7 protein-coding genes are annotated in these 13,952 nt (G+C 69.2%); 3 read left to right on the top strand and 4 right to left on the bottom strand.

Features of this window, described 5'->3' with window-relative positions; genetic code table 11:
* Positions 1-25: 25 nt before the first annotated feature.
* Genes M2352_RS25560 through M2352_RS25550 form a run of 3 tightly spaced genes read right to left on the bottom strand, consistent with a single transcriptional unit; the run spans position 26 to position 4,364 of the window.
* On the bottom strand, positions 26-1,378 hold the full coding sequence (locus M2352_RS25560; protein ID WP_264667322.1) for an HlyD family type I secretion periplasmic adaptor subunit: 1,353 nt from the start codon (positions 1,376-1,378) through the stop codon (positions 26-28).
* The gene (locus M2352_RS25555) at positions 1,375-3,030 is read right to left on the bottom strand and encodes an ATP-binding cassette domain-containing protein (RefSeq protein ID WP_264667321.1); all 1,656 of its coding nucleotides are present in this window, start codon (positions 3,028-3,030) and stop codon (positions 1,375-1,377) included. Before M2352_RS25555 ends, M2352_RS25560 begins: the two co-directional genes overlap by 4 nt.
* Positions 3,027-4,364, bottom strand: a complete 1,338-nt coding sequence (locus tag M2352_RS25550; protein WP_264667320.1) for a TolC family protein — start codon at positions 4,362-4,364, stop codon at positions 3,027-3,029. The genes M2352_RS25555 and M2352_RS25550 overlap by 4 nt, the downstream gene beginning before the upstream one ends.
* Before the next feature lie 602 nt (positions 4,365-4,966).
* Here M2352_RS25550 and M2352_RS25545 point away from each other — a divergent pair.
* Positions 4,967-5,311, top strand: a complete 345-nt coding sequence (locus M2352_RS25545; RefSeq protein ID WP_264667319.1) for a hypothetical protein — start codon at positions 4,967-4,969, stop codon at positions 5,309-5,311.
* A gap of 128 nt (positions 5,312-5,439) precedes the next feature.
* Entirely contained in the window at positions 5,440-6,453 is a 1,014-nt protein-coding gene (locus M2352_RS25540) for a TAXI family TRAP transporter solute-binding subunit (RefSeq protein ID WP_264667318.1), read from the top strand.
* A 37-nt stretch (positions 6,454-6,490) separates the two neighbouring features.
* Here M2352_RS25540 and M2352_RS25535 read toward each other — a convergent pair whose 3' ends face one another.
* Positions 6,491-12,874, bottom strand: a complete 6,384-nt coding sequence (locus tag M2352_RS25535) for an Ig-like domain-containing protein (protein WP_264667317.1) — start codon at positions 12,872-12,874, stop codon at positions 6,491-6,493.
* Positions 12,875-13,029: 155 nt separating this feature from the next.
* Between M2352_RS25535 and M2352_RS25530 the strand changes: the two genes are divergently transcribed.
* Positions 13,030-13,944 carry a hypothetical protein gene (locus M2352_RS25530; protein ID WP_264667316.1) on the top strand — a complete coding sequence of 305 codons (915 nt, stop codon included), beginning with the start codon at positions 13,030-13,032 and terminating at the stop codon, positions 13,942-13,944.
* The last annotated feature ends 8 nt before the right edge of the window (positions 13,945-13,952 follow it).

Below are 13,952 nucleotides of genomic sequence, written 5' to 3'. Positions count from 1 at the left end.
GGAACGGACGGGGAAGACATGGCCGTCACCGCTCCTGCAGCCCGCGGTGCAGGCCGCTGAGGATGGGGGACAGCACGTAATCGAGCACGGTGCGCTGGCCGGTCAGGATGCTGCAGACCACCCGCACGCCGGGGTACAGGTCGTAGCGCCGCCCGCCGTACTGGAACGAGCGCGAGTCCAGCGCGATGCGCACCTTGTAATAGGATTGCTTGTCGGCATCGACCAGGGTGTCGGGGCTGATGGTGCGCACGTGGCCCACGATGTGGCCGAAGCGCGACGCATCGCTGCTGGCCAGGGTGACCGACACCTCCTGCCCGGTCTGGACATAGCCGATGTCCTGCACCGGCAGGCGGGCGTCGATCACGAGCTGGCTGTCGGCGGGCACCAGCTCCACCACCGTGTCGCCCGGCTTGACCACCGCGCCGCGGGTGGACACCGACAGGGTTTTCACCACGCCGGCCACGGGGGCGCGCAGGCTGCTGCGGTCCAGGTTGTCTTCCACGCGGGCTTGGCGCTGGGACAGCTCGGCGATGCTGCGGCGGGCCTCTTCCAGGGCGCTGCGGACCTCTTCCTTGTATTTCTGGGTGATCCAGGCCAGCCGGTCGCGGGCCTCCCCCAGGGCGGCCTGCGCGCGCAGCAGGGCGTTGCGGTCCTCGGCCAGGGTGCCGGTCAGGTTGGCCTGATCGCGCAGAAGCTCCAGATGCTTCATGCGGTTGGTGATTTCCCGCTTCAGGAGCGTGTCGCTGATGGCGATCTGCTCCTGCACGATGCGCAAGCCGGCCTGCGTCCCGGCGATGCGGGATTCCATCATCGCCACGTCCTGCTCGCGCTGGGTCACCGTCTGGGTCTGGATGCGGATGTCGGAGGCCAGCCGGTCCCGCCGCGCCTGGAACAGCAGGCGGGAGGCGGCGACCACCTCCGGCCCCCGTTCCAGCAGCCACGCGGGATATGTCACGGCGGGGGCGTCCTCCACCTCCGCCTCCAGCCGCGCGCGGTCGGCGGCGAGCGAGGACAGGCGCTCGCGCAGTTCGCCCGCGTCCGAGCCGGTCTTGGTCTGGTCCAACTCCACCAGCGGCTGGTTTTCCGTCACCCGGTCGCCTTCGGCCACCAGGATCTCGCGGACGATGCCGCCCTCCAGGTGCTGGACGCTCTGGACATAGGACAGCGGCACCACCTCGCCCGGCGCCACGCTGGTGACGTTCAGCTCGGCCACCGACGACCAGCCGACGGCGAACAGCACCAGCGCCCCGGCGGTGACCAGGAAGCGGTCGTCGCCCGACGGATCGTCCTCCGCCCCCGCCGTGACGGGCACGGTCCCGGCCGCGGGCGGGCGGGCGGTAAAGCGGGACAGCCGGATCAGCCAGCCGGTCAGGTTCATCGCGCCACCGCCTCCGCCGTCACCGCGGTGCCGGCGCCGTCCAGATCCAGGAGATGCGAGGCCCCCTGCAGGATGCGCGGGTCGTGGGAGGCGACCACCACCGTGCACCCGGACCGCGCCAGGTCGATCAGCGCCTTGTACACCAGGGCCGTGCCCTCGGCGTCCAGCCCCTCGGTCGGTTCGTCGAACACCGCCAGCCGCCCGCCGGACGCCAGCGCGCGGGCCAGCGCCAGACGGCGGCGGTGGCCCACGGAAAACTCGCGGCCCGCGTTGCGGATCAGGGTGTTGATCCCCTGGGGCGTGCCGGCGACGACATGCGCGGCCCCGGCCCGTTCCAGAACCGCCATCAGCCCGGCGTCGTCCAGATCGGGGCGCACGGCCAGCAGGTTGTCGCGGATCGACAGGTCGAGGAAGGCCGGCTCCTGCGGCAGATAGGCCACCTGCGCCCGCCACCAGCCGGGATTGAAGCGGCGGATGTCCACCCCGTCGGCCAGGATCAGTCCGTCCTGCGGCTCGATCAGCCCGGTCAGCAGCCGCAGCAGCGTGGTCTTGCCCGCCCCGTTGCGGCCCTTGACCGCCAGCACGGCACCGGGCGGCAGGCGGAACGACACCCGCCGCAGCACCGCCGCCGCCCCTTCCGCGGGCGTGTAGGTGACGTCGCGCAGCTCCAGCGCACCGGTGAAGGACGCCAGCGCCGAGCCGCCGGTCCCTTCCACCGGAAGCCGTGCCCATTCCTCCAGCCGCGCGCGGGCCTGGCGCGCCAGGATGAAGGCGCTGCCGATCTGCCCCACCCGCCCGATGGGGGCCACCGCCTTGCCGGCCAGGATGTTGATGCCGATCAGCGTGCCCACGTCCAGATGCCCGCGCACCACCAGGATGGCGCCGACGGCGATGACCGCCACGCTTTGCAGCGACTGGAGCGTCTGGGACGCCGACTGCGACCGCCCCTGCGCCAGCGACAGCCGTTCGCGCGCCGCCCGCGCGCCGCGCACCGCCCGTTCCCACTGGGCCATCACCGGGGCCAGCCCGGCAAAGGCGCGCACCGTGTCGCGGTTGTCGATGCCGGCGGCAACCAGCCGCTGGGTTTCCATGGCGGCCTGCGAGCTTTCCTGCCCCACCGTCTGCAGCACCGACTGGCTGAGCTGGTTGGCGGCGATGGACAGGGCCACGAACACCACGCACACCAGCGCCAGCGGCCAGCTCGCCAGCAGGATGATGGCGATGAACATCAGCGCGAACGGTACGTCGAACAGGGCCGCCAGATTGGCCGGTCCGTGGGCGGAGTCCAGCAGGTCCAGCCCGCGCAGCACCTCGCGCTGGCGGGCGGGGGGATGGCGGTCCAGCGCCCCGCCGCGCGCGGTCAGCAGCACGCCATAGGCCCCGGCTGCCGTCCGCTGCTGGGCGGTGCGCCCGAAATTGGCGGCGATGCGCAGGCGCACATGACGGAACGCGTGCTCGAACCCGATGGTCGCCACCACCCCCACCGTCAGCGTCAGCAGCGTCGCATCGACGCCGTGCGACACGTACCGGTTCAGCACCAGCATGACATAGAAGGACGACGCCAGCGCCAGCCCGTTGGCCGCCGCCGACGCCGCCAGCAGGCGCCGCGCCGTGCGGGGGCTGGCGCGCAGGCGGGTGACCAGATCCTTCATTGCGGTGCCTGGGACGGAGCCTGGGACGGTGCCGGTGCTGCGGGTGCCGGGGCCGGCGCCGGGTTGGCCTTGGCCGGAGCCTTGGGCGCGCGCGCCGCCGGCTTGGGCTTGTCCTTGCCCGCCTGGCCGACGGGGCGGGTGCGCACGTCGGTGTAGCTCAGGTGGCCGATGGCGGCCAGAAGCTGGTATCCCGCCAGCGCCACGTCGGTTTCCGCCGCCGCGGCATCGCTCTGGGCGTTGATCAGCGTGGTTTCCCCGGTCAGCAGGTCGATCAGCGAACGGGTGCCCAGTTCGCGTTCCGACCGCGCCACCTCCAGGAAGCCCTTGGCGAGGCTGGCCTGATCGCGCAGCAGCTCGGCCTGCTGCCGGGCGCTTTGCAGCCGCGACCAGCTGTTGCGCACGCCCTCCAGCACCTGCCGTTCCTGATCGGCCAGCGAGGCGTCGGCGGCGGCGGCATCGGCGCGGGCCTGCTTGACGGAGTTGAGCGCGGTGAAACCCAGATTGAACGGCAGGGTGAGCTGCACCTTGGCCACCGATTCGTTCTGGCGCCCGGCGGTGCCCTGGTAATCGTCCTTCACCGTGCGTTCCAGCACCCCTTCGATGCGGGGGTAGAAGCTGCGGCCCTGGGTGGCGGTCACGTTCTCCCGCGCCGCCGCCGAGGTGAGCGTCAATTCCTGAAGGCGCAGGTTGCTTTCCTGCGCCCGCGTCAGCGCCTCTTCCAGCCGGCGGGGCAGGGCCGGTTCGGGCAGGGCCAGCGCCTGCAAGGCGGTGCCGTTGATGTCCACATGGCCGAAGAACGCCTGGAACCGGTTCAGCGCCACCTGCACCGCCTCTTCCGACGCCACGCGGCGGGCCTGGGCGCCGGCAAGCTGGCTTTTGGCCTGCAGAACGTCGGTGGAGAAGCCGTAGCCTTCGCGCAGACGCACCTCTTCCAGACCGGTCTGGCGGCGGATGTTCTCTTCCGACTGGCGGGCGTACTTCAGCACCATCTGCGATTTGAGCAGGGTCGCATAGGCCCCCAGCCCTTCCAGCAGCAATTCCTGGCGTGTGCGCTCCACCGACACGTCGGCGCGGATGGAGGTCAGCCGTGCCCGTTCGATGTCGGCGTTGGTGGCGCCGAAATCCCACAGGAGCTGGGTGGCCCGCACCGTCATCTGGCGGGCGTACATGTTGGTGTTGCTGGGGCCGGGCTTTTCGAAACGCTCCCGCCCCACGCCCGCGGAAAAGGCCATGTTGGGATACCATGCCCCCACCGAGACCCGCAGCGCGTTGAATGCCGAATCCGCCGACGACTGCGCCGCCCGCAGACGGTCGTGACTTTCGGTTGCCGACATCAGCAACTTTGCCGCAACGTTTTCAGGCTGTGCCGGTCCCGCAACCGAAGGATTGGGCAGCACCAGAGCCATCACAACGGCCCAAAGGCGTATCGTGCTGATTTTATTGAACATCGATAGCAAGGAATCTGTCGGGATGGATATTTTCCCAAAGGGATGGAGACAGCTTATGCCACGGCTTCGCCAGTTTCCATTAAATAATAGACTTAACAAAAACTTGTCGGAAGGTATACGGCATTCACATGGGGCTTGGAGGGAAGCAAATATTCCCGTATCGCGCGAATGACGTGCCATCTCGCTGTATACGGCACCAGTCTTTCTATTGATTATCGAGACGGATCACAAGGGCGAGGCCGTTCGAATTTCATGATTCGCCGGGATGGAGCCACTGGCAACCAAAAGATGTCAATGCAATTTTTCGCTCTTCAGCTCTTGATTTAGAAGAGGTGGGGTCAATACAGTTTTCCAGATCAATGCCCCCGACGGGGCTGGCCGGCTCGGGGCCTCCATGCCCGCCGGAATCATATCGTGCCGGGGTTTTCATGATACAGTGACCGTCTGTGCCGGCCGGTGACCAGAAACACACGAAGCGGAGGTGCGCGATGCTGAAATGGCTCAAGAACCAGATCATCGAGCCTCAGCCTGCGCCGGTCCCGGCCCAGCAGCCGTGCTCCGACCCGGTGCAGGCCGCCATCGACCGGCAGGACCGCCAGGGCGGCGGCAACGACGGTTCCGCTGCCCCCGCGGCAGAGGAACAGGGCTCGTCCGTGGGCGGCGGGCTTCTCGGCGGGTTGGCCGGGCTGGTGACCGGTGTGGCGGTGGCCGAGGCCATCCTGTCCGCCGGTGACGACGACAGCCGGGCCGGCAGCGCCCCATCGGCCCACGGGGGGGAGACGGGCGGCGACGGATTCGGCGAGGGGTTCGCCGAGAGCGGCGACGAGGGGTGAGTCCGGCGCCCGCCGGCGATCGCGCCTGAATAAGGGTCTGTGCACAAAAGGTTCTGTGCACAGGGGTGCGTATCTGGCCTATATGATGGTGCCAATCCCGTTACGCTCGTTCATCACCGAGGCTTTCTATGACCGTCCGCGCCCATCTTGTCCGGGTGTTCGCTCTCCTGGGGATTCTGTCCACGCCCGGCGTGGGCGCCGCGCAAACGGATGACGTGCCCATGCTGGGCAAGATCGACAAGGCGCAGACCGTGGTTGGAACCGGCGGCATCACCGGCGTCTATTATCCCGTGGGCGGCGCCTTGTGCGCGTCGGTCAACCGCACCCGTCCGGCCCACGGGGTGCGCTGCACGGTGCAGCCGTCCGCCGGTTCGGTCGCCAACATCGAGGATATCCGTGCCGGCCGCCGCCAGTTTGCCATCGTGCAGTCGGACGTGCATTTCAACGCGTACAAGGGGGTGGGATCGTTCAAGGAGCGGGGGGCTTTTACCAAGCTGCGCTCGGTGTTCTCGCTCTACCCGGAATCCCTGACCATCGTCGCCAACCCGGCCAGCGGCATCAACGGGTTCGAGGATCTGAAGGGCAAGAAGGTCAACGTCGGCCCCACCGGATCGGGTGTGCGCGCCACCCTCGACGCGGTGATGGGAAAGGTGGGCTGGACCTATGCCCAGTTCGCCGATGCCGCCGACATTCCCCAGCCCAAGCTCCCCGCATCCTTGTGCGCGCGCCAGGTGGATGCCGTGGTCTATCTGGCCGGCCACCCCAACAGCGCGGTGCAGGAGGTGACGAACTCCTGCCCTTCCACGATCATCCCGGTGTCGGGAGAGAATGTGGACAGGCTGGTGGCGGAAAATCCCTATTACGGGCATGCGGTGGTGCCGGGCGGCTATTACCGCAACAACGACACCGACGTGAAGACGTTCGGCGTGCTGGCCACCGTGGTCACGTCGGAAGACGTGCCCGCCGATGTGGTCTATACGGTGGTCCGGGCGGTGTTCGAGGATCTGCCGGCGGTGCAGAAGATGCACATGGCCCTGAACCGGCTGAACAAGACGGCGATGGTCCATGCCGGCCTGACCGCCCCGCTGCACGAAGGGGCGGTGCGCTATTTCCGCGAAACCGGGCTGCTGCCCAGCGAGTGATGATGCCGGTGACGGCGGCCCGGCACGCCGCCCACGGTTATGCGTGGGCGGCGTGCGCCGCGGCGTGATCGTCGGTGATGGCGGGGCTGTGGTCCTGGCCGCCGGTGGCGGCGTGTTCGGTCCCGGCCCCGGCCGTATCTGTATCCGTATCCGTGGCCCCCGCGTCCGCCGTCTGCCCGCCGTTCAGCCCCTGCTGCAGCAGGGCGGCGTAGTTCACCGCCGGCTGTGGGGGCTGGACCGGCGTGGCGTCCGCCGTGGTGGTCATGCGCACGCTCGCCGTGTGGTCCACGTCGAAGGATACCGCCACCACCTCCCGCGTCTGTCCGTCGGTCATGGTCATCGACGATGTGGCGAGCACCCGGTTGCCGTTGATGCTGCCCGCTGCCTCCTGGCTGACCACCGTGATGGCGGCGATGCCGGCGTCCTTCAGCGTCACCAGTTCGCCCGCATCGCTGATGCCGTCGCCGTTGCCGTCGCGCCAGACCAGCAGGCTGGCGTACGCCGCATCCTGCGCATCCACCCGCCCGTCGCCGTTGCTGTCGAAGGTGGCGAGGGCTGCCAGACTGTGGGACGCCCCCGGCGCCAGATATTCCGACACCAGTTCGCCCGCCCCGGTGATCTTTCCGTCGTAGTTGGCGTCATAGGCCAGGATGCCGTCGCCCTTGCCCACCCAGCCGGTGGTGTCGGCCACCCCGTCGGCGTTCATGTCGAACCGCACCCCGTCCGCCTTTGACCGCAGGGCGATGCCGTTGCCGTCCAGATCCAGGATCACCGGGTCGCCGTTCAGGCAGGTGAGGCTGAAATTGTCCAGCGACAGGCTGGGGGCGGTGTTCGTGCCGCCGACATTGACCACGCCGATGCCCAGCGACACCGTTGATCCGGCAGCCAGGACCATTTCGAACGTGCCGTACGCCTCGTTGATGCCGGTCAGGCTGGTCAGGTCGAAGGTCTTTGCCGCGTGGCCGTTGACGACGACGAACAGGAAGTCGGGGTTGGTGTGGTCCGTCTGGGTGTAGATCCAGTCGAAGCGCAGCACGCTGTCGTTGGCCACCGTGATGGGGGTGTTCTTGATGAAGGCGGCGGCCCCGGTGATGTTCTGGGTTTCGGACAGGCCGCCGAGCGTCATCAGCCCCCCGCTTCGCAGCCCCAGGGCGTGTTCCAGGCTGGTGAGGGTGGCGGCATCCGCCGTCTGGTCCGCCACCGTATAGGCGTGGACGCCGTTGGTGTCGAAGGTGCCGTTGGCGATGATGCTGCCGGACGGGCCGGTCCAGGTGCCGAAGGTGGTTGACCAGTCGGTGAAGAAGCCGTCCGTGCCGTATTGGGTCAGCGTGGAGTCGCTGAACACCCCGGGGAGCATGGCGGTGTGGGCCGCCATCAGGCTCGACGGCAGCACGCTGAGGCCGACCGTCGCCGAGCCGGTGTTGCCGTCCTCGTCGGTGACGGAATAGCTGAAGCTGTCCGTGCCGGTGTAGCCGGTGGTGGGGACATAGACATAGCTGCCGTCGCTCTTGAGTGTCACGAGGCCGTGCGTGGGCGTGCCCGTCAGGGCGTAGAGCAGGTCGGCGGCGGGGGTTTCCGCATCGGATGCGCCGATGGCGCCGTAATAGACGGTGTCGGTGTACGTGACGGGGCCGGTGGTGACGGTCACATCGTCCAGATAGGAGATGCGGTTTTCCTGGTTGAGAATGGTGACGTAGTTGTTGGGGAATGTTTCCGTTATCGTCTCGGTGATGGTCGCGGAAAGACCCGTGTTGGTATTGACCACGGTGGCGGTCACCGACGTGCCGTCATCGTGGACCAGGAAGCTGAGAACATCGTCGGCCGCCATGCCCAGAGTGACGGAATCGACGTATGTGAAGGTTCCGCCTTTGTTGTACCCGATGACGACCTTGTCTTCGTCGGCCTTCAGCTTGACGATGACACCGTTGTCCAACTCGCCTGAAGAGCCGGGATCGGACGTGTCGCGGCCCTGGTCGGAACGGGTGCTGATGAAGAGGACGTCATCGGTTCCCTGGGACGGGAAGTGCCACAGGCCGCTGACCGTCACCCCCAGCGGCAGGGTGGCGGGGGGCAGTTCGTCGGCGGTGGCCAGGACGCCGCGGTAGGACAGTTTCAGCGCGCCGCCCTCCACCGTCACCGCCGGTGTCTTGCCGGCACTCACCACGTCGGGGAAAAGCGAGGTATCGGACGTCCATTTGCTGTCCAGGGTGCCGTCGAAGCTGTCGCTGACATACAGCCCCATCGCCGCCGGCGTGGGGGGGCTGCCGCCATCCGTCACGGTGACCGACGCCGTGGCCGATTCGACCGAAAAGGAGCCGGCGATGGACAGGTGTCCCGACAGGTCGGCCCGGTCCCCCGCAGTTCCCACCATCTGGTCCCAGGCGTGGAAGGTCAGGGCGCCGCTGGCGGTGCCTGTGGTGGTGCTCTGGAACAGCAGCCGGTCCTCGGCCCGCAGCAGCAGGGCGCTGCCGTCGCTGACGCCGCTGATCTGGGTCCAGGTGGCGCCGTCGTCGGTGGAATACCACCAGATCCCCTTGGCGGTGTCCGTGGCGGTGATGGCGATGCCGGTCTGCGCCTCGATGTCGGCGTCGTGCACGGTGGTGGAGGTATCGGCGTTCTCGCCCACCAGCGACGACACCAGCACGCCCACCGTGCCCGACGGTGTTTCGCCCACCGTGCCGGCCCAGACCGGCACATGGTCAATGGTGAACGTGTCGGTCAGAAGTTCGGGGGCATGGTTGAACTGCGGGTACAGCTCGACGCCGCTGATCTTCAATTCCGAATGGGGGGCCGCCTCGTTGACGTTCATGGACCCCATGGCCAGCGCCACCGTGTCCCCGGCCTTCAGGGAGATCTCGAACAGCCCCGATGCGTCCGCGGCCTGGGCCAGCAGATAGGCGTGGCCGTTGACCACCACGAATCCGAAGTCGGGATAGGCCGCCGACACGTCGGTGAAGTCGAACGACCAGTGGATCCGCAGGATGCTGTCTTCGGCGACCGTGATGCTCTGGTCCATGATCATGGCGCTGCCGATGGTCGCCCCGCCGCCGCCGAGTGCGTTCAGCGTGCCCACCGTCAGCCCCAGTGCCGTGTCGAGTTCGCCGGCCTGCACCCCGTCGGCGGATATCGACGCCCAACTGTTGCCGTCGGTAACCACGCGCACCGATCCCGTGGACGTCCAGCCCGCCAGATCGAGGGAGAAATCGCCGTTGACGATCTGGTTGGCGGACAGCAGGACGATGCCGGCGCTATAGACCGTCGATCCCCCGGTGGCGGACAGGTCGCTCAGATCGACCACGGTCCCCGTGACCACCGCCGCCGCCGACGATTCGATCAGATGCATCACCAGCGGGGGAGGAACGCCGTTGAACGTGGCCGACGGCAGGAAGCGGATCTTGGTCCCGGCCCCCAGGACCAGGGCGGCGTCGAAGGATACGTCGGTGATGCTGATCCACCGTTCCGCCGCCGGAACCCAGTATTGCCAGGCGCCGTTTCCGGTCGGGTCGCCGTCGATGGCGACGACCGCCACCCCGGCCAGGGTGGACACGTTCCCGTCGATGATGTCGGAGAACAGGCTGTCCACCAGGGCTCCGACCGCCATGCTGCCGGAGTATGATCCGTCGTACAGGCTGGACGGCAGGAAGGCGTGCAGCCCCAGGGTGATGGGGGCGTCGTTCACCGAATCGATGTTGACGGTCAGCGACGCGGTGCTGCCGGAAAAGGGATTCTTGCCCCCGGCCAGATCGGCCCACGTGTGGGAACCGGTGGGCGAGAGGGTCAGGACATCGTGCCCGCTGATCTGGCCGGCGCGGCTGTCCACCGCCACCAGCTCCAGATCCGTGGCCGTGCCGTGATAATCGGCCGCCGGAACGAACCGCAAGGAGACGCTGACCGACAGGAACAGCCGGGCATCGCCGGTCGGCGTGGTGAGCGTTGTCCAATCGGCCATCGCGTCGGTCTTGTACTGCCATTCGCCCTTGGCCGGGTCGGTGATGAAGGGCTTTACCAGAACGCCGGCCGGGGTGGTCCCGCCGCTGAACGTGAACAGGGTCTCGATAACGCTCAGAATCTTGAACCCGGTGGGGGCGGCATCGTCCTCGCCGACGTGCAGCAAGGAAGCCAGCAGCGCCTTGTCATAGCCGCTGGCGACGGTGGGCGCGTTGGGAATGGCCGGGGGCGACACGGGCGGCGAGACGGGCGGCGACACCACCACCGGCGGCGACACCGGGGGGGACACCGGCGGTGAGACGGGTGGAGATACCGGTGGCGAAACCACCGGGGGCGAGACGGGCGGCGACACCACCACCGGCGGCGACACCGGGGGGGACACCACCGGTGGCGAGACCACGGGGGGCGATTCCGTCGGCGATTCCGGCGGTGACACCACCGCGGGCGGGGAAACGGGCTGGGTGGCCGTATCGCTGGCGGTGTTTCCGCCGGTCAGGGCCGCCGTCTTCATCAGGGTGGCGATGGCCTGCTGCTGATGCTGCTGCATCATGGCTTCCAGAATCGCCTTAGCCGGGTTGAGGCTGGCCGCTGTCTTCAAGGTGGAGGACGACAGCAGGTCGGTCCGGACCGTGTGGATTTCCGTGGCCGACAGGATGGTGGCGGGACCGCCGGCGAGGGCGGTGACGGTTTTGAACACCTGCACCAGATCGCCGCCGGTCTTCATCTCCGCGGCCTTGAACAGGGGGACCGCCTCCACCGCCCGCGCGGCGGCGTCCCGCACGCCATCCCCGACGGCCCGTTCTCCCTCTCCGGCGGCAAGACGGTCGCCCGCTTCCGCCGGTGCCTTGTCGGCGGCGGCAGCCGCAAGGGCGGCCTTTTCCCCCCCCTCGCCGGCCTTCCCGGCCGCTTCGGCCACGGCCCTCTCCCCGCCTTCGGCGGCAGCCTTTTCCCCGCCTTCGGCGGCGGCCTCGGCGGCCTTTTCCCGGCCCTCGGGAGTGTGCGCTTCGGCGGTCTGGATGGCTTTTTCGGCCACGGCGGCGGCTTCCGCCGGCATGGACTGGGCGGCGAGGGCCGCATGCTCCGCCGACACTGCGACGGCATTCTCCGCCACGTTCTGGCCGGCGGTGGCGGCGGCCTGGGCGGCGTGGGCGGCGGCCTCGCCCGGGGCCTTCCCCTCGCTCAGCGCCTGTCCCAGGGCGGCGCCGAAGGCGGTGTTGCCGGCGCCGGCGCCCGTGCCGGAGGACAGGGCGGCCACCACCGGATCGGAGCGCACCCCCTGCGCCGCGCTGGAAACGTTGCCGGCGGCGGTGGCCGCCGTCTGCTGCGACGACGACACCGCCGCCGCGGGCGTGGATCCCGAGGCCAGCGCCGTGCCGAGGGAGGTGGCGAAGGTTCCCGCAGCTCCCGGCCCCAACCCGGTGTGGGCGGCGAAGCTGCTCACCGCTTCCCCCACCTTGGAACCGGACGCGAGGGAGGCCACCAGGCTGTCCGCCGGATTCATCGGCACGGCGGTGGATTTGGCAACCCCCTCCGACACCTGTTGCGACCGGGCGGAGGCGGCCAGCGCGTTGCCGGGATCGGACCCGCGGGCCAGCGCGTCCGACAGGGTGGCGGCAAAGGCCGGGTTGCTTCCCCCCGGCAGGGCGGCGGCGGGCCCGTTGCCGGACAGGGACGCCACCAGCTTGTCCGCAGCCGACGGGGTGACGGCGTTGGCCTGGGCCTGCTGCTGCGACCGGGCGGCGTCGGTGCTGGCCGCGGAAACGGCGCTGCCGATATCGCTGCCGTGGGCCAGGGCCTGTTCCAGCGACGCGCTGTAGGCGCCGCCGCCTCCCACCGCCCCCTCGACCCCCGTGCCGGAGGCGAGCGCGCTGGCCAGCTTCTGCGCCGGGTCCGGGGGAGCCGTGGCCGGCTGGGCGGCGGCGTGCGCGGCGCGGGCGGCGGTGTCCCCGGCCTGGGCCAGCGCCGGGGCCAGGCCGGCGCCGTTCTGGGCCGGATTCTGCCCCAGCGCGGTGTTCAGGTCGGCGAACACGGCCTTGCTCACCGCGCCGCTCCCGGTTCCCGCCGGAAGGATGCCGGTGTCGGAAAGGGCGCCGGCCACGTTGCCCCCCGTGGCCAACGCGCTGGCCAGCTTCTGTTCCGGGGTCAGGGCGGGGGCGGATTGCGCCTGGGCGATGCTGGCCGATACGATCCGGCTCGCCTCCGCCTGGGCGGCGTCGGGCGACGGCGACGTGGCCATCTGCGTCACGAAGCTGCGCACCCACTGCCCGGCATAGCCGGCAGCCTGTTCCGGCGGAACGCCGGCCGCGGCCATGGACTGGCCGATCTTCTGTTCCAGGGCCTGCGCGTTGCCTTGCCCGCCCAGCAGGGTGTTCACCGCCTCGTTGACCAGGGAATCCGGCACCAAAGGTTGCGGTGCCTGGGCCGGAGCCGGGCTTTCGGGAAGGGCGGCTAGCTGCTGTTCGTCGCGGGGCATGATGTCGTCAACCAGGGCGCTGGGCTGGAAACGATTTTTTCCGAGCCATCGAAACGATGCTACCAGAATTTGCTTATTATTTTGAAATTTCCTCGTAACACTGCGCCTGTGTGAATCGCGGCATCAACGGTTTGGACGGCGTGGAGAAAACAGAGATGAGCCATCTTTCATCATATGGCGATGAGGGGGGATGGAACGTTCACGATCTGCTGGATCTTCCCGACGATTCGCTGGTGCGATTGTTCATCGATCATCTTCCTCCCCCATTGCTGGCGGAACTCTTCCGCACGATACTTCGCGCGCCCGCCGATTCGGCGGTGACGGCGGCGGTGACGGCGGCGCTGCCGCCGGCCCCGCAGGCGGCGGGCGGACGCGCGGCGGATGCCCCGCTCCCGGTGGTGGCCAACCCGGTGGCGCCGTTCGTGCTGACACCTTTGCGGGTGGCGTCCATGACGGTGGAGCAGGTGCGCGCCCACGCCGCCGCCATCGCCGCCGCCGCCCGCGCCGCCGACGGCGCCCCCCGCCGGGCGCTGCTGGAACTGTCGGCCCGTTTCGCGGCCGTGGCCGGACAGCGGGTGGCGGACCGTGCGGCCATGTTCCGCGAACGGTCGGGAATCGGCAGCGTGCCGTTGACGCCGGAGGATCTGGACACGGCGGAAACCCTGAAGCGGCGGGTGCGCCATCTGATGGAACGCACCCTGGCCGGCGATGGGGACGGCTTCCTGCTGGATGCCGGCGGAACGTGGGAGCCGGGGGATGACGGCACGTGCCCCCGCCCGGCCTTCGGCCCCTTCGGCACCGACATGCTGGGGTATCAGGCGGAGGAGGGGGCGCCCGGTTTCTACCTGGACCCCCGCATCCTGCCCGACGAACGGCGCCGGCTGCGCGACGTCATCCTGGCCGACCTGGACGGGCGCATCGATCATGCCCTGCGGGCGCGCCGGCACCAGGGCGGCGATTCCAGCCCTTGGCCGCGGGTGTGGGCGGCGGAAGAGATCGTCGCCGCCCTGTCCGTACCCGCCGGCTACCGGCTGAGCCGGACCCGCCGGGGGGTGACCGTTCCGCTGTAGAGCCGCCG

The sequence above is a fragment of the Azospirillum fermentarium genome (assembly GCF_025961205.1).
Lineage (GTDB): Bacteria > Pseudomonadota > Alphaproteobacteria > Azospirillales > Azospirillaceae > Azospirillum > Azospirillum fermentarium.
The sequence above is the reverse complement of the archived record's forward strand: the minus strand, read 5'-3'. Positions and strand labels throughout refer to the sequence as shown.

Bases quoted from the DNA above. Each gene is read 5' to 3' on its own strand.
- M2352_RS25540 (WP_264667318.1), top strand. From the start codon at position 5,440: ATGACCGTCCGCGCCCATCTTGTCCGGGTGTTCGCTCTCCTGGGGATT.
- M2352_RS25560 (WP_264667322.1), bottom strand. From the start codon at position 1,378: ATGAACCTGACCGGCTGGCTGATCCGGCTGTCCCGCTTTACCGCCCGC.
- M2352_RS25555 (WP_264667321.1), bottom strand. From the start codon at position 3,030: ATGAAGGATCTGGTCACCCGCCTGCGCGCCAGCCCCCGCACGGCGCGG.
- M2352_RS25530 (WP_264667316.1), top strand. From the start codon at position 13,030: ATGAGCCATCTTTCATCATATGGCGATGAGGGGGGATGGAACGTTCAC.
- M2352_RS25550 (WP_264667320.1), bottom strand. From the start codon at position 4,364: ATGTCGGCAACCGAAAGTCACGACCGTCTGCGGGCGGCGCAGTCGTCG.
- M2352_RS25535 (WP_264667317.1), bottom strand. From the start codon at position 12,874: ATGCCCCGCGACGAACAGCAGCTAGCCGCCCTTCCCGAAAGCCCGGCT.
- M2352_RS25545 (WP_264667319.1), top strand. From the start codon at position 4,967: ATGCTGAAATGGCTCAAGAACCAGATCATCGAGCCTCAGCCTGCGCCG.